The organism is Mucilaginibacter sp. (assembly GCF_025362475.1).
Taxonomy (GTDB): domain Bacteria; phylum Bacteroidota; class Bacteroidia; order Sphingobacteriales; family Sphingobacteriaceae; genus Mucilaginibacter.
Genome location: NZ_JANYGH010000008.1, coordinates 104252 through 120398, shown reverse-complemented (window position 1 = coordinate 120398; position 16147 = coordinate 104252). Strand labels below are relative to the sequence as shown.

General features: G+C 41.7%; 15 protein-coding genes. 5 read left to right on the top strand and 10 right to left on the bottom strand.

Going from position 1 to position 16147, the window contains the following annotated elements:
* Positions 1-145: 145 nt before the first annotated feature.
* On the bottom strand, positions 146-325 hold the full coding sequence (locus Q0R88_RS04275; RefSeq protein ID WP_295712731.1) for a hypothetical protein: 180 nt from the start codon (positions 323-325) through the stop codon (positions 146-148).
* 79 nt (positions 326-404) lie between these two features.
* Between Q0R88_RS04275 and Q0R88_RS04270 the strand changes: the two genes are divergently transcribed.
* The gene (locus tag Q0R88_RS04270; RefSeq protein WP_295712728.1) at positions 405-827 is read left to right on the top strand and encodes a DUF2846 domain-containing protein; all 423 of its coding nucleotides are present in this window, start codon (positions 405-407) and stop codon (positions 825-827) included.
* Positions 828-912: 85 nt separating this feature from the next.
* On the opposite strand, the gene Q0R88_RS04265 is transcribed toward Q0R88_RS04270, so the two are convergent.
* Positions 913-1764, bottom strand: a complete 852-nt coding sequence (locus Q0R88_RS04265; protein WP_295712725.1) for a FlgO family outer membrane protein — start codon at positions 1762-1764, stop codon at positions 913-915.
* 119 nt (positions 1765-1883) lie between these two features.
* Between Q0R88_RS04265 and Q0R88_RS04260 the strand changes: the two genes are divergently transcribed.
* From Q0R88_RS04260 to Q0R88_RS04250, 3 genes are read left to right on the top strand one after another with little or no spacing between them, the layout of a single operon-like run.
* On the top strand, positions 1884-4352 hold the full coding sequence (locus Q0R88_RS04260) for a mechanosensitive ion channel domain-containing protein (RefSeq protein ID WP_295712722.1): 2469 nt from the start codon (positions 1884-1886) through the stop codon (positions 4350-4352).
* Positions 4353-4364: 12 nt separating this feature from the next.
* Positions 4365-4556, top strand: coding sequence for a hypothetical protein (locus Q0R88_RS04255; protein WP_295712720.1), 192 nt, complete (start codon positions 4365-4367; stop codon positions 4554-4556).
* Positions 4557-4589: 33 nt separating this feature from the next.
* Positions 4590-4916: a hypothetical protein gene (locus Q0R88_RS04250; protein ID WP_295712717.1), complete on the top strand. Its 327-nt coding sequence runs from the start codon at positions 4590-4592 to the stop codon at positions 4914-4916.
* 48 nt (positions 4917-4964) lie between these two features.
* On the opposite strand, the gene Q0R88_RS04245 is transcribed toward Q0R88_RS04250, so the two are convergent.
* Together Q0R88_RS04245 and Q0R88_RS04240 are read right to left on the bottom strand one after the other, a co-directional pair.
* Entirely contained in the window at positions 4965-5732 is a 768-nt protein-coding gene (locus Q0R88_RS04245; protein WP_295712713.1) for a carbonic anhydrase family protein, read from the bottom strand.
* A 181-nt stretch (positions 5733-5913) separates the two neighbouring features.
* The gene (locus Q0R88_RS04240) at positions 5914-6327 is read right to left on the bottom strand and encodes a cupin domain-containing protein (RefSeq protein ID WP_295712710.1); all 414 of its coding nucleotides are present in this window, start codon (positions 6325-6327) and stop codon (positions 5914-5916) included.
* A 38-nt stretch (positions 6328-6365) separates the two neighbouring features.
* On the opposite strand from Q0R88_RS04240, the gene Q0R88_RS04235 reads away from it, so the two are divergent.
* Positions 6366-6650, top strand: a complete 285-nt coding sequence (locus Q0R88_RS04235) for a hypothetical protein (RefSeq protein ID WP_295712708.1) — start codon at positions 6366-6368, stop codon at positions 6648-6650.
* Positions 6651-7084: 434 nt separating this feature from the next.
* On the opposite strand, the gene Q0R88_RS04230 is transcribed toward Q0R88_RS04235, so the two are convergent.
* From Q0R88_RS04230 to Q0R88_RS04205, 6 genes are all read right to left on the bottom strand, one after another.
* Entirely contained in the window at positions 7085-7351 is a 267-nt protein-coding gene (locus tag Q0R88_RS04230; protein WP_295712705.1) for a PfkB family carbohydrate kinase, read from the bottom strand.
* A 37-nt stretch (positions 7352-7388) separates the two neighbouring features.
* Positions 7389-8267: an SMP-30/gluconolactonase/LRE family protein gene (locus Q0R88_RS04225; protein ID WP_295712702.1), complete on the bottom strand. Its 879-nt coding sequence runs from the start codon at positions 8265-8267 to the stop codon at positions 7389-7391.
* A gap of 40 nt (positions 8268-8307) precedes the next feature.
* A complete protein-coding gene (locus Q0R88_RS04220) occupies positions 8308-9078 on the bottom strand; it encodes an SDR family oxidoreductase (protein WP_295712699.1) in 771 nt (256 codons plus the stop codon).
* 4 nt (positions 9079-9082) lie between these two features.
* Positions 9083-10249 (bottom strand): mandelate racemase/muconate lactonizing enzyme family protein, encoded by a 1167-nt coding sequence (locus Q0R88_RS04215; RefSeq protein ID WP_295712696.1) that lies wholly within the window; start codon positions 10247-10249, stop codon positions 9083-9085.
* Between the two features lie 73 nt (positions 10250-10322).
* Positions 10323-13220: a glycoside hydrolase family 2 TIM barrel-domain containing protein gene (locus tag Q0R88_RS04210; protein ID WP_295712693.1), complete on the bottom strand. Its 2898-nt coding sequence runs from the start codon at positions 13218-13220 to the stop codon at positions 10323-10325.
* A gap of 11 nt (positions 13221-13231) precedes the next feature.
* On the bottom strand, positions 13232-16144 hold the full coding sequence (locus tag Q0R88_RS04205; RefSeq protein ID WP_295712691.1) for a glycoside hydrolase family 2 TIM barrel-domain containing protein: 2913 nt from the start codon (positions 16142-16144) through the stop codon (positions 13232-13234).
* Positions 16145-16147: the final 3 nt, after the last annotated feature.

Below are 16147 nucleotides of genomic sequence, written 5' to 3'. Positions count from 1 at the left end.
AGTAATTTAATTTTTGCTATTCCCAACCGCATCGGTTACAGTAAAAAAATTGATGGGTGTTTAACTTCTCGAATAAATTTGTGTTTTTGTATGTTGTTTATTTACAACTGGTTATGGTAATAGAAAAAGCGGCATATTATTATTCCTAATAAATCAATTTTTTAAGGAGACCAATGTAAGCCAAACCTTTAGCGCCGCCACCGCTAAGTGTTAACCCAATCTTTTGCGATGCTTTATACGCTGTTTGTGGCAGATTTTGTGCAAATGATTCCATGCCGGGGCATAAAATAATGATAAGTAATATTTTGTATAAAGTTTTATTCATAGCGGAGCGCGCAGGTTCAAATAAAATATCATTATTTTCGTGTAAAAATAATAGACATAAATTTATTATAACTATTGCTATGAAAACAAAAAGCCTATTCACACTGCTAACCTTTCTTTTAATCTTTTCTGTAAACGCCTTTTCGCAAACAAAAATGGGGCAGGTTTATTTGATCAGGTCAACCGGTTTTACAGGATCTGCCGTCAATTACCGGTTTTATGTGGATGACAAGCTCGTTTGCAAGCTGAAAAATAAATCTTATTCGGTGCATGATCTAAGCGTTGGTAAACATACAATTAGTGTAGTCAGCGGTGGCATTTCCAATGGCAAAAAATCGACACCGTTGACTATAACAGTGGTTGAGGGCCAGGCTAATTATATTAGTGTTGCAAGCACGCAAAGTGGTTACGTAAACAAAATTACCTGCCAAGAAATTACAAAGAACTCAGCCGACCCGCTTCTGGCAAAAGCCAAACAAAAAAACGACTGCTTATCGGAATAATAATCAGGTGATTGCGTGTTTAAAAAACCATTCTTTTATAGTAAACGGGATAAGGTTTTTACTCAACCCCGTTTACTATAAAAGTCTATTTCCTATACAAAGGGCATCTTTTTAAAAGATATTCGAGCGGGCTGCTGTAAGACCCATTTGTATTGGTAAAAAATGCTTTATGCGTTTGATTATAGATACTGGCATTGGTATCCATATAAATACCAAGGCCAACGCTTACTTCATAGCGCTGCTGGGAGTAGCTATTTGTAGACCCATATGTACTTACACCTTTTACTTTATTATCTCCGTCGCGTTTTACTTTAGTATCACCATAGCCGCTTGAAGAACTTGTTTGCGCGCCTTTATTTTGGATCACGGTGCCACTAACCAAATATTCTACACCCAATACATCACAAATTTCCTTCATGGTAAAGCTTCGCATTTTTTCACCGGTCATCCCGTTTTTGATCAACAGCGCATTGGTGGTACGCGTATCCAGTATGTTATAGCCAGCTGAATGCTGCACTAAGTAAGCATATGTATCGTCCTGCGCTTTGAAACCCACTTCCTCTGAGCCGGGTTGGCGGTCCATCAGAAACCCGAATGGTAATATGGCGATCTTGTTATGATGATCAACCGGTGAAGCCGCCATGGTCACCTCGTCTTTCTTCCGTTCCGGGGCAGGTTGTACGGGTTGATTGAATATCTCCACTCTTCCGCTGGAATGGATAATGCGTAAGATATCTGATTTTTTTACCGAATACTCCAAAGTTTCACCTGCATAAATGAATTGGAGGCCGTCATCATTGATCTTGGTAATCTTACCTTTCATCTCATCGCCGTTCGTTTTGATAATGACATCGAGTTTGGGTGCCGTTTTTGTTTGAGCGCTGATGTTGTTAATCGCGATAAACAGGGTGATTATGATCAAAGAAACACGTTTCATAAGTGTGCGAGTTAAGTTTTACGCAATTTAGAAATATTTAGATGAACGGTGAACAAGGCTAGTTGCTTTGATTATTGTTTTTAATATTTGATCATTACCTTTATAACGAACATCACGCTATGACTGAACTGAAGTTTTTACCTTTTTACCTGATATCCTTATGCTGCCTGTCAGGTTTATCTTTACGTGCCCAGCAACCAGATATCCCCAAACGAAAACCTGATAGCGTAAAATTGGACTATGTAGCCCGGATGCAGGCTTTTGCAAAACGCGAAGCGCAGGAAAGCGTCAACGACTTCAATGCAGATAAGGCCACGCTTGATCAAAAAAAAGCGCTTGAAGAAATAAAGAAAAACACGCAGAAAGCTAAGATCTTTCTTAAACATGGTGTAGATACTGCCGGGGTGTTGGCTGACTTGAAACTAATCGATGAAGATTTTAAAACTGCCGGCGATGGCGTTTTTACCAATAAGGGAACAGCGCAGACCTTCCGGAACCTGACCGCAACAGGTAATATATTAAATGAGTTATTGAACAAGGCACTTGCTCGTAAGGCGAAATTGGACCTATACCAATACCAGTTAAATACTTATCGCTATGAACTGGATTCGTTACTTGGCGCACCATCTATTTTTAAATTCCCTAAAGACTCGGTAGGAATATCAAAATATATGCGACAACTGGTAGTGGTCGCTTATGAAGCGCACCCGGTAGATAGCGTGTTGAAGCAAGCGAGCGGTAATGTGCTTGTTTTACTCAATGATGTTAATCTTACCATATTTAAATTGCAATCAAACCTTGACGAGATCGCGCACAGTCAAAAAGAATTGGCTGAAAATACCTTCGATCGCGAATTTCCAAATATCTGGACAACAGATGTTTCTTCCCGCCCTTTCAAGGATATCTTAAAACAAGCGGGACGAAAAGCGTCCCTAACCTTCGTTTTCTTCGTAGAAAACAACAAAGGCAAATTGAGTTTACTGCTCCTGTTGATCTTCACTTCTTTTATTTATCTCAATTCGTTAAAGAATATATATCTGGAAAATGGATTGATCACCCCGGATTTTAACGGTCAGTTAGTATTACGCTATCCCATCATTTCAGCTATACTTATCGTTACCAACCTTTATCAGTTTTTCTTTTATTCGGAGCCTTTCATCGCGGGTGTCATATTTTATATCATTTCCGGGGTGTTTTTAACGGTCTTGTTCCGTGGATATATCAACGCTTACTGGATGAAAGTGTGGCTGGTCATGCTGGTGCTTTTTGTTCTATCCTCCCTGGATAACTTAATCTTACAGGCATCCCGTTCTGAGCGATGGTTCCTGCTGTTAACGGCAGCAGTAGGTTTTGTTTATAGTGTGAACATACTCCGCACAGGGCAAAAAGAAAAGCTTCGCGAAAAATGGATCATTTATGCGATCGGCTTGGGGGCCGCCCTGGAATTTGGGTCGATACTGGCAAACATTTTCGGCAGGTATAACTTGGCCAAGTCAATGATGATCGGCGGGTATATGAATGTGGTTATCGCCATCATTTTTCTTTGGATCGTCAGACTGATTAACGAAGGGCTTTTCTTGGCTTATAATGTCTATACCAAACAAGATAAAAAACTATTCTACCTCAATTTTGAGAAGGTAGGGCAAAGGGCGCCCACTTTACTCTATGTATTGATGGTGATAGGCTGGCTGGTACTTTTTGGGCGAAACTTTCTTGCCTTTGAGTCATTTGCCGGGCCGCTACGGGATTTTTTCAGTGCCGAGCGTACCTTAGGTGATTATACCTTTACCATCATCAACCTGACCTTATTTGTCGCCATCATGGGAACTGCGGTGATCATCTCTCATATCGTATCTTTTTTTGCTGCTGACCACGGACAAAAAACCGATCATATGGAAAAAACAGGTATACAACGGGTGGGCAGCTGGCTGCTATTGATCCGTATATCCATCTTAAGCATTGGGTTGTTCCTGGCGCTGGCAGCGTCAGGCATACCGATAGATAAGCTGACCATTGTATTGGGAGCCCTGGGCGTTGGTATTGGTTTTGGCTTGCAGACTTTGGTGAATAACCTGGTCAGCGGTTTGATCATTGCTTTCGAAAAACCGGTAAACGTCGGCGACGTGGTTGATATTGGCGGGCAGGGCGGCACCATGAAGTCGATCGGTTTCCGCAGCAGCATAATTTCCACTTGGGATGGGGCAGACCTGATCATGCCCAATGGTGACCTGTTAAGCACGCATTTGACTAACTGGACCTTGGCTGGCGGCCACAAACGAAGTGTTATTGTTGTGGGCATTGCTTACGATGCCGACCTGCAAAAAGTGCGGCAGGTGGTTACCGATATCTTAGAGGCCGAAGAACGCTTGGCCAAACATCCGGCTTATCTTATCCAGTATGATCAGTTCAGTTCAAGCGCGATCGACCTGCACATCTATTTCTGGGTTAAGATCCTTTCAGAATCGAATGCTGTAAAAAGTGATTTGATCATGATCCTTACCGAAGCGTTCCGCGTAAACCAAATCCAAATTCCATTTCAGCAGCACGATATCTATATCCACGACAAAAATTCTCCCGACTCCCATTAAATATTTTTACTTATGAAAGCAATATTTTTATTTCCATTAGCCGCTTGTATCTTCTGTAGAACCGCTTATGCACAAAAAAGCAATAAGGAGCTACAAGTTGGCGCACAATTATCCATACCTGTAGGACAATTATCCGATCTGGCTATGCTTGGTTATGGATTTTCAGCAAAGACGCTATTTGGGTTCGGTCAAGCGCCGCAGTAAGTTACTTTTGAAGTTGGTTATAATCATTTCGGGGTGAAAAAGGATCTGTTACCGGCAAAAATACATGCACAATACCGTAGCTGGCTAATATACATCGGCTACAGTTACCGTTTCTCCAATTTCTATTTGGAATCACAGGCTGGTGTAGCTATCAATACGATATATGCCTTTAATAATTTTCAACTGGCTGGACAAACAAAAACTTACTTTGCTGACGCGCTAACCGCAGGCCACTCGATCGATAAATTAGACCTGGCCTTAAAGTATCAAAGTTCGGACGTTAATGATGGTACAAATATTTCTTTTATTAGTATACATGCCGCCTATCGTGTTCAGTTCAACAAAAATAGAAAATACTAAAAGCGAAACATTCTATAACGAAGAGGGCGATATTAATCGCCTTTTTCGTTATAAAATGGTAACTACCCCCGTTTCTGTGTTGTAATAGCCGCCAATAATTTTAATCTGGCCGTTTTTTTCCATTTGATCTAAAATAGGGCTTCTTTTCCTGATCTCCTGAATTGTATTCAGAACGTTGTTCCTCGTCACCAGTTCAACATAGGCCTTATTTTTATCAGTCTTGTCACCTTCAAATTTTTTTGAAAGGTCAACAGATGGCTTGATATTCTTTAACATCGCCGTAATATTCCCTAATTGATAGTTACCAATTGCTGCTTTAATAGCACCACATGACTGATGCCCCAGCACCAATATGACCTTTGCACCTGAAACTTTGCAACCATATTCCATGCTTCCTAACATATCCGTATTGGCAAAATTTCCGGCAACACGCAGTACAAACATATCGCCAATTCCTTTATCAAACATGTCTGCCACAGGCACTCGGCTATCCATACAGGATAAGACTACTGCTTTAGGATACTGCCCTGAGGCTGACTTTCGTACCATTTCGGTATGGTTTCTTAACGTCAGGTCGTTATGAACAAAACGCCGGTTACCTGATCTGAGACTGTCTATTACCTGGTCAGGTGTCAAGGCGGCCTGCTCTTCTGCAGTCAATACCTTTTCTCTAAGTGCCTTCGCCGGCACTTCTAATTCTTTGCCAGAAATAGAATCTACAACGCTTAATTCTTGGTGGGCACTTTTTTCTTTACAGGACGTCGTAACCATTAATAAGATAAACAACATGAAGCTCCAATTTTCTAATACTTTCATATTAAATGTTAATGGTTCAATAATATGCTTATCAGACCATGCCACTAAGGTAATATTTTATATTCATCAATAAAATATGATCCAGCTCTAAAGCATTGCTGAACTATAAGACTTCAAATATTCTATAATTTGGCTGGAAAACATATTTACATTTCCTTCACAAATAGTACTCCACTGGGTCTTATGATTCGGCAGATTGAAATTGCTGATCATCCACTGGTTCCAGCCATTTCGGCGTACCTGCAGTGATCGCAATATGCGCGAACCAGCTGTCTTTTGTAGCACCATGCCAGTGTTTTACGCCATCATGTGTAACCACGGTGTTTCCAACTTTTAAATGTTGAGCTGGCTTACCATCTTCTTGGTACCAGCCTTCACCTCCTGTCACCAATAATAATTGAAAGCCCCCACGATGAATATGCCAGTTGTTTCTACATCCTGGTTCAAATGTTACCTGCCCAACACCGACGTTTACTTCAGGATCAGCGATCAGTGATTTAAGGTAACTCTGCCCTACAAAATACTTCGCATAGGCATCATTTTCATTACCAATCGGGAAGATGGTTCCGTTTTTTACTTCTTCATTTTTTGCCATTATATTTCTCCTTTTTAAAAATTGATCAGGCCGTATAGGTGGTTAAGCAAAAGATCCAGTCATTAGTGTTTCCAGATGGTATTACTTTTAGCAAGAAAAAAGAAGAAGTTCGAACCCAACGAATAAATCTTCTGTTTTTGTATATTGCTTATTTTAAGCAACTTATAAGCAATGAAAAAAGCGGCATACCAGAATTAAATCTGGATTTTGCCGCTTTCGCCTGTTTGGTAGAGGGAAGCGGCAAAAGTTCTAACTTTCATCGTGATATGGAGGCAATCGTAGCTGCGAAGAAAATTATTGAAAAAAAACACCAACGATTTTAAGATAAAAGCTTAATTTTCTCAAAGTGAAATATTAATATTTTGATAAGCTTTCCAATTGATTATGATAATGTTCAGTTATACTTTACTAATAAAAAAATCAGAAAAAATAATCCGCACTTAGAAAATACTCATTTTACCGGGCAAAATAATTATTACATATCTTACTCCAATTATGGAATCATGCATTTTATGCGAACAAATCGCACAGTTAAAACATAGTCATATCAAGCCGGTATGCTTGAGCCGCTAATAGGCAATTACTTCTATCAACATGTCATCTTCTTAGACCAGGAATTGTCCAACCTTTCGTCAAAACAAAAGGACAACCTTGCGAAAGTAACGAATGAAAAATGGGATGAGGTACAACAAAAAGACTTAGGTAAAATATTGAACTACCAACGAGCTATATTTAATGAGCAACGAATATGAATCTGTCATTGAAGATAAAGGATTGAAGAGGTATCAATATGAAGCTTCTTTAAGTGATTAACTAACTGAGAAGATATTCCATTGCCGGGAAGAACAGTACAATATTTGGATGGTAGTTTCCAACGCGCCATGGCAGTTGCAACGTTTAGCTCTGCAGCGCCGATATAAAAAGGCAATGTGTTTTTATTAAGCCAGTCACTTTCTTTATCCGGACAAATTCTCAAAAGAAGTTCTCCGAAAGATAATATTTTACTTACTCCGTTATAAAGCATTATACTTTTATTTTGATTAAATTCGGCTATATCAATTTTACTTCAATGAAAAATCATTCATTTCAGCTCCTTTTATGTTAATTGTAATATAAAATAGGGAGCCGGACAGCGGGAACCGTTGTAATTGGTCCTCTTCCAAACCTGCTCTTGCAGTGGTAATAAACATTGTTTTCATATCATCGCCGCCAAACGCGCAAGCTGTAACATTTGGTGCTGCTACCTTTATTTTGCCGATAAGTTTGCCACTGCCCGGATCATATCTGTTCACACAAGCCCCGCCCCATATAGCTACCCATAACATGCCTTCGTCATCAATCGTCATACCATCCGGAATGTAACCTGGCTCATTTATTTTTATAAGTACACGTTCATTGGAGATAGTGCCGGTACTAATTTCAAAATCAAATGCTTTGATGTTATAGGCAAAAGAATCAATATAGTACATGATAGTATTATCCTTTGACCAACAGATCCCATTTGATACACTCACGTTATCCAGTTTCATTTGAAGTGATCCATCAAAACAATACAAAGCAGCTTGATTTAAACCGCCTGGCATGTTAGTTGTGCCTATCCACAACCGGCCTGCGGCGTCACATTTACCATCATTACAGCGGTTATCTTGTATATCGCTTTCAATGGATTCAAGTATCCTTCGTTGGCCCGTTTCAAAGTCTATTTCTTCAATAGTGCTCTTTAAAGCAACTATCAGTTTGTTATCATTTGCAGGTACAACCGTACCTACCTTTTCATTTATAGCTATTTCTTCGGTTATTTTTGTTACCGTGTCAATACGGCCAACTTTCCCCCCGTCTATATCTATATACAAAAATTTTTTCCATTGTGAATGCCAGTGGGCTCCCTCGCCCAAAATAAGGTCTGATTCATACAATAATTCTGCAGTCCACGTTTGCATAAAACAACATTAAATAGCGGTGTATATCAATCTTGTATAATTACTCTTGCATCAACGCGTTTCTGCCGCCATCAATTAAATAGGTAGCGCCCGATGCAAACGCGGCGTAATCACTCGACAGGAAAACGCACCAGCCGCCAATTTCTTCGGTAGTACCTATCTTTTTTACCGGGTGGCTGCCAATTGTTTTAGCCCGCTCGGCGGCAGGGTCGGGAAATGAATTAAACCATTGCTGGTTACCGGAGGTGTCTATAAAGCCTGGAGCTATGCCCACAGTGCGGATATGTGGTGCCCATTCTATTGCCAAAGTTTTTACCAGACCGGTTAAAGCAGTTTTAGTGACATTGTATGGGAAACAACCCGGAATTGTACTATAGGCATGATTGGATGTAATAACAATAATAACACCACCTTTTTTTTCAAGATATGGCTTACACAGCTTTGCCGTTTGCCAGTGCGATTCAAGATTTAGTTGTATATTCTGAAACCATTGTTCATCGGTACAGTTTTCGGCTCCTTCAAATACATTACGCCCTGCATTTGTCACTAAAATATCAATGCCACCCAATTGGTCGACGGTGTTTTTAACAAATCTACCCAAGTCATGTTTATTGGTAACATCACAGGTTTCATAAAATGCTTTTACATTATTTTCCTGTGCAACATTTATAAATTCTTGCGCACTTTCCTCCAATCCGCACCCTGCAATATTAGCACCGGCTTGGGTAAATATTTTTGCGATACCCAGGCCAATGCCGGTTGCCGCCCCGGTTATTAAAACTGTTTTTCCTGAAAAATTTATCTGAAACATAATTTTAAACGTAAAAACCCGCCCTTGGTTGTAGTATGCCTGGATGCTTCTCCATTTCTTCCTCAACCAGATCAACGCCTAAGCCCGGCCTGTCGCTTAAACGCAGGTGACCGTTTGTAATCATATCTTTAATAGGGTGAGTAATCACGGTATCGCGCCAGGCCACATCATTAAACATAAACTCCTGCCTGAAAAAGTTAGGTACAGATGCGCAAACATGGGCAGATGCCAGGGTAGACAATGGTCCGTTTGGATTATGCGGAGCCAATAGCACATTGTAAGCTTCCATCATGGTAGCCATGCGCTTCATTTCTGAAGGGCCACCGCAGCGGGTGATATCAGGCATCATAATATCGCAAATATTTTTTTCCAGTACCGGTCGGATACCATGACGGGTATAATGGCGCTCGCCGACACAGATGGATACGTTTGATGGTATGCGCTCACGCATGGCTCGTAATGTATCGGCACTTTCGGGCCCGGCAGGTTCTTCGTACCAGGTTATATCCAGTGTAGCCAGGCGCTGGGCCATTTTTACTGCCACGCGGTAATTGAGCATGGCATGGGTTTCAATCATGATATCAAAATCGGGCCCAACGGTATCTCTTACTGCTTTGCTTACCTCAAATGCCAGATCCTGTTGCCCGGCAGTAAGTGTAAGATTGCTTGATAGGTCTTCACCATATAAATAATTGGTGTGCGCAAATGGATCAAACTTTAAGCCTGTAAACCCGGCTTCCTTTACTTTTTTTGCCTGCACAGCATAATCTTCGGCATTGTGACCGCCGCCAGTAAACCAATAATTGGCATACAATAAAATATCTTTACGAAAAGCACCGCCCAATAGTTCATAACAGGGCGTACCAAGCACTTTACCTTTCAGATCAAGCAATGCCATATCAATACCGCTTATGGCGCACATACTTGCGCCAAAGGGGCCTATCCAGTTAAGATCGCGGTATAGTTTTGTCCAGATAAAATCTGTACGCATAGGATCAAGCCCGATGATGCGTTCGCCAACGTGTTTGGCGGCATTGTAAACTATAGGGCTGCCCGGCCAGTTAGTAGCTTCGCCTACGCCTGTATGCCCTGTATCGGTATATATTTTTAAAAGTGTCCAGTTGTATTTAACTCCTTCTACCAGCCAAACCTTTACATCTGTTATTTTCATACTTAATTATTCAAACAATGCTTTTATTATTTATTCTTTCAGGCTTACTTAAAAAGCGACTTCATCCTCAAATCTACTGTATTACTAAAGTTAATTTCCCCTTTAAAAGGTTATCTTTTATTTTGATTCGCCCCTCGGTATGCGGAGAGCCGTAATATGGCTCTGAACCGTTATTGCAATAATCTGCGATCAGCCAGTTTATATGTTCATCCTGCAGCCAGCTGCGTGATGCCTGGCTTGCATCTGAAACTACAATTACCGTGTTCTTTTGATCATCCTGAAGGGATGCCTGCTGAATATAACGCTTGGTCGCCCTGAAATCTGTACTGCCCAAGTCATTGGTATCATCTTTCCAATCGGTTTTGGGCACCACCCCCCATTCTTCTACACTTTTAATGTGTTTGGCGCTAAGCATTGCTGTTCCCTGCGTTCTTGCAACATCATTTGCCGGGTAGGTTGTAAATTCTCCTTTACGTTTCCAATTAAGCTTATCAAAGCTTTTGGGTAACTGCAGCATTAGCCCGTATTGGTATGGCGATATATCGGCTTTTGAATATTGCACCTCGTATTCTGTTACCAGTTTTCCGTCGTTGGTAAATAAATAGCTTTGTTTGCCTTTGCATTCAAGGTAGGTAATATCCATGGAAAACTTTAAGCCCACATCAACTTTTTGTACAGTAATGTTGCTGGCAAACAAGGTATAAAGCGGATAGTTTTTAACCGGATAAATATCATTCTGATAAGTTTCGCCCGCTACGTTAGGCTTGCCGCCGTCGTCCTCATTCATGGGCACCACGCTAAAAACAGGGCCCTGCTTTAATATCTCCGTATCACCCTTGTGTACCGAAATAATAATACCGGTTGTTTTGCTGATGGTGTATTTTACTTCGCCCTGGGTTACCACGTAAGCTGCTTCATTATCTGTTAATGAAACGGAGGTTGCTGGTGATGGTACTGCGGGTAAGCTTTCTGATGTTTCATAATGCTCCTCATCGGCAATAAAACCTCTCGGATCCTTAAATGTCAACTCCAGCGTTTTTACACCATTTGCCGGGAACTTTACTATTCCTTTGCTGCGGGGGGCAATATCAGCCTTAATATTTTGAGCGATACCGTTGATAACCGCCGTGATATTGATGTCTTTTAAAGATGTAAAGTCATACCTGTTTTCGATGGTAAGCTCCATGTACTTTTTACCGATAGAAGGCCATTTTATACCTGTTACTTTAATGGGCGAATATGCTTTTTTAACGCCCCAATATTCCGGCTTTGGTCTGCGCCAGCCATCTATTAATCCCCAGGGGCCATAACCCACAAGCCTGCCATCGGGCATGTGAAAAATATCGTCAATGCCGCTCCAAATAGCACCGCCAAGGCAGCCCTTGTGGTAATACATGGAATCATACATGGTTTCCAGTGGTTTCCCGTAACTGCTGCGTACACCAGGATCGGCCAGTAATTCTTTGCGATTGTAACAGGATATGTGGGCGTATTCACCAAACAGAACCGGGCGTTTCATGGTATCGGTAGCCGCAGGACCGTTGGTGCCGGGATAATGATAAACAGCAATATCGGCTGAGCTATGGGCATTATTGAAACCGCCCCAGCACTGATCATGAAACGTTGTGGGCCGTGAAGGGTCAAGCGTTTTTACTACAGATAACACCTTTTCCCAAAGCGGGCTCCAGCGTGATTCATTACCTAATGACCAGATGATGATGGATGGGTGGTTGCGTCCGGCCAGTACATTCTCAACATCGGCATTAATCATGTAAGGCAAAAACTTTTCATCTTGATAATCCCACTTTTGCCAGATGGGTGAGGCGCCATGCTGAATCCAACATAAGGAAGCTTCACTTTCAACAAATAAGCCCAGTTCGTCCGCTGCATTTAAAAACTCTTCTGACGGGGGATAATGTGATGTGCGGATATAGTTACAGTTGGCATCGCGAAATAATTCTGCATCTTTGCGATCAAGCTCGGGGCTGATGCTGCGGCCGGTAAGCGGGTATACGGAATGGCGGTTAACGCCGCGCAACTTTATCGATTTCCCATTTACAAAAACCTCATTCCCCTTAACTTCAACCTGCCTGAAACCCACATGTTGCTCAACCGATTGAACCGGTTTGCCATTTACCAGTAACGTGCTTTTCAGGTGATACAGATATGGATGCTCGGGGTTCCATTGCTGGGGTTTGGCAACATTGATCTTTGTAGATACATCACCGCCATTTTTTGACTTGTCAGATAGCTTATCAAAAACTACTTTGCCTGCCTCATCTGTGAGCACATGCTGAACTTGCGTTACCGCTGCATCAGCAGATTCATTGGCCACGTTCGTTTGGATATTCAGATCAGCATTTTTGAATTGCCGGTCAAAAACAACGGTGTTTGTGGTTGAGGCGATATTGGTTTGGGGTAACACAAACAAAACAACCTTACGTAATATACCGCCCACCGTATGTGCAGCATACTGCGAGGTGCAGGCTAATTTATCGCTGATGGTATTGGCCTGCACCTCAACCTGCAGCAGGTTACTGCCGCTTTTCAGCGCATCGGTAATATCAGCCTCAAATTGCACAAAGCTGCCTTCATGTGTGCAAACTTCGGTACCGTTAACCTTAATTACGGCATGTGAGCTTACACCATCAAAACGTAGTTTTATTCTTTTGCCTTGCCAGTCGGCGGGTATGTCTAATGCTTTGCTATAAACTGCGGTTTCTCCTTCATTTACGGTAAAACCTTGCATTTCCCATTCGCCGGGTACAAGTATGGTGTGCTTTTTATTATAACCTGTTACCTGGAAATTCCATGTGCCATTTAAGGGAATTTGCGGTTGCTTAACGCCGGCAACACCAGCAGGCAAGGGGGATAAACGAGGGGTTTTAAAGCCGTTAATGCTGTTTTGCCCAAAGGAATTTATGTTAAAAAAAATGAGAAAAAGAAAAAAGAACCTATTGATATACTGCATTGCTTGCGCTATTATTTTAACAGAAGATTGATACTGTCCTGTATCACATCTCCGGATTTTAAAGGTCTGTCCATTTTTTCGGCGTGGCCTCTGAAAAATCTTTCGGAGCCCATGTTGCTATATCCGGCAACTAAGGTTTTAATATTTTGCTGGTCTTTCCATGCCCTGATATGTTGCTGTCCGTTAGCTATTACATTAAATGAGGAGATGCCATTGGTCAATGCTGCCCGGTTAATATACATTTTGGTCGACCTGAAATCATTGGTCCCTAAATCATTCCTATCCAAACTCCAGGGTGTCATTGGCAAAACAGATGGGCCTGCCGGGCCTACTACTTTCGTATCCGACATCAGCATTGCCTTACCATTAGGGCGTCCGATATGGTCTGCCGGGTAGTAATTCCATTGGGCATTTCTATCCCAATCCAATACCTGGAAAGTGCCAGGCAAGCCAAAAACCAATCCCCATTGGCGTGGGTTCACATCTTTTTTGATGGTATATCTATAATCTATTTTTACCGTTCCACCGGCCAGGAAATGATAAGTGGTTACACCGGTAGCTTCACTATAAGTATCGGCAATGCTCACAGTAAAACCATTTTGCGCTTTATCCAGCTTAATTTCTTTTACCACACGGTTTTTGCATACATCAGTAAAAGGCTCAAATTTTTTGTTGTCGCCCGTCATTTGTACGCCGTTGCCATCACCATTTAAAGGTAAAACCATTAATCTTGTTCCGGTAGTCCAAACGTTTTTTCCTTCGTTGGTAACCTGTTCAATATCACCATTTGCTAAATTGAAGTTAACCTGCATGTTTGCTGTTTTGGCAATAAGGGTATTTTGGTTTTGCTGGTAGCTCCACGGATCCACATTTGTTTTGGAAGATGTTACAATCGAAACAGCCGGCACTACCGAAAACTGATAAATATCAATTAATACGCCACGCGGGTCATAAACTTTAATGGTTAGTTTATCAGAAGATGATGGTTTTTTGCTGATGGCAATATCTGCTGTTGTTTTGGCATCTCTTTTTAAATCGGCTTTTATTAAACCGGTTTCGCCGGCTATGCTCCATTCTATTTTACATTCGTTAAGGTTACTGAAAAGCAACCTGTTTTCCAGTTCAAGAGCAATCTTGCCATTTAGCCAATTGCTGACCAATTTTATTTTAACCGGCGAATATATTTTTTTCATATGCCAGTATTCCGGTTTTTCCCTGCGCCAGCCGTCAAGAGGGCCCCAGGTGCCGTAGCCTACTGTTTTTCCATCCGGCAAAAAGAAAGTATCATCGATACCTGCCCAAATTGCACCGCCTAAAACGGCATCTGTTTTATACATTTTTTCCCACATGGCTTCAAATCCAATTCCCCAGGCGTCGCGTACACCGGGATCGGTAACCAATTCTAAACGGTTATAGGCGTTTAAGTGCACATATTCATCAAAAACAATAGGGCGCTTATAATTGCGGTATTCTTCTGGTCCGCCAGGCCCGGGATAGTGGTGATTACATATTTCCAGGTCGCCTTCATCAGCTTCAGGCCCGTATTGGCTAAAATTACGCGGTCGGGTGGGGTCAAATTGTTTAATCAATTTGGCGGTTTCCTTGAAATAGTTTTTATAATTCTCAGATTCATTACCTATTGACCATGTAAGCACCGATGGGTTGGATCTGAAATAGTTTACCATATCCAATGTTTGATCAACCATCAGGGTTTGGTAAATGGGGGTACCTAAAGTTACCTGGGTATTTTCGGCCCAGCAAAAGGGCGCTTCCACTTCTAAAAACATACCCAGGCGGTTGCAGGCGTCTATCAACTCTTCGGCTGGCGGATAATGTGATGTGCGCATATAATTCACGTTGGCCTCGCGAAACAGCTGCACATCTTTTTCCCACATGTTATCATTTACCGAACGGCCACGCAAAGGCATAGTTTCATGATGGCAAACGCCACGCAGCTTAATAGGCATATTATTTACAAATACACGATTCCCCCTAACTTCTATCTGCCGGAAACCGATGCTTTTGGTAATCCCATCCTGAACATTGGCCCCATCTAAAATACTCAGTTTTACAACGTAAAGGTTAGGATGTTCCGGGTCCCATTTCTGGGGTTTTGATACATCGAAACTGATGTTTTGCTGCAAAAAACCGCCTTTGTTAATGCCATCGACGGAAACCAGCTTCTCGCCAACTTTGGTAGTGCCATCGGCTTTAAATAACTCGGCTTTCAGGCTTAGTTTTTCTGCTTTGGCATCCTGCTCGTTGGCAATAATTACATCCGTATTTAAAACGGCGTTTTCATAGTTTTTATCTAAGTTGGTCTTTATATCAACATAGGCAAAATTCACCGGAGCAACAGCCATCAAATATACCTTTCTGGAAATGCCGCCTAATGGATGTACCGCGTATTGCGAGGCGCTTGCCAATGAATCAGCCTTGCTGCTTGATTTTACCTTTACCAATAATTGGTTATCGCCACTTTGTTTAACGAAATTGGTTACGTCAACTTCAAATGGGGTGAAACCACCCAAATGGCTGGCGATTTTCTTATCATTAAGCCAGATTTCTGATTCGCTGTACACCGCATCAAAACGCAATTTTAAACGTTTGCCTTTCCAGTTTTCAGGCAGGGTGAAGTTTTTTTGATAACCAGCATAAGCCTCGTTATCAACCGTGAAGCCCTGCATTACCCACTCGCCCGGCACTTGTATATTCTTGGCGCAGGGCGATGTATTGATATTTTCAGAAAAAAGCCAGGTACCATCTAACGATAGCTTGTTGGGTTGTGATGAACCGGCCGGCGATACCCGGTTAAGTTTTAAAACCTGCTTGTCGGCAGTGGTATAATCGATCTTTTGAATTTGCGCCTTTGCAGTGCAATTCAAAATCAGTAAACCTATAAGTGTTTTATAAAAATTTTTCATTTG